At 69.7% G+C, this 426-nt stretch carries 1 protein-coding gene; it reads right to left on the bottom strand.

What is annotated here, in order from left to right; translation table 11 throughout:
• A partial coding sequence (locus tag AC1DYG_RS19980; RefSeq protein WP_477641583.1) for a serine hydrolase domain-containing protein occupies positions 1 to 426 on the bottom strand: 426 nt, incomplete at both ends.

Below are 426 nucleotides of genomic sequence, written 5' to 3'. Positions count from 1 at the left end.
CCACCTCGCCGAGCACAAACCCGAAGGTCACCGGGTGGTAGCCGTGCCGCTCGCCCGGCCGCCAGAACGGCGCCTGGTCCGCGATCCGGCCGACCATGTACTCCCAGTCCTCGAGCATGCCGGATCCGAGCGGCTCGCTGAGCACGGGGATCCCCGCCGAGTGATTGAGCAGCATTCCTATCGTGATGTCGCCCTTGCCGTTCGCGCCGAACTGCGGCCACACCTGCGTCACCGGCATGTCCTCGCGAATCTCGCCGGACGCCAGGAGCAGGTGGACACAGAGCGCGACCGCGGCCTTGGTGCACGAGAACACGACACCGACCGTGTCCCGTTCCCATGGCCGGCCCGTCGCGGGGTCGGCGACACCACCCCACAGGTCCACGACCGGCCTGCCGTCCACCAGCACGTGCAGGGACGCTCCCACCT

Source organism: Pedococcus sp. P1_H8 (assembly GCF_056405175.1).
Note: the sequence above shows the minus strand (reverse complement) of the source record. Positions and strands in the feature narration are given on the sequence as shown.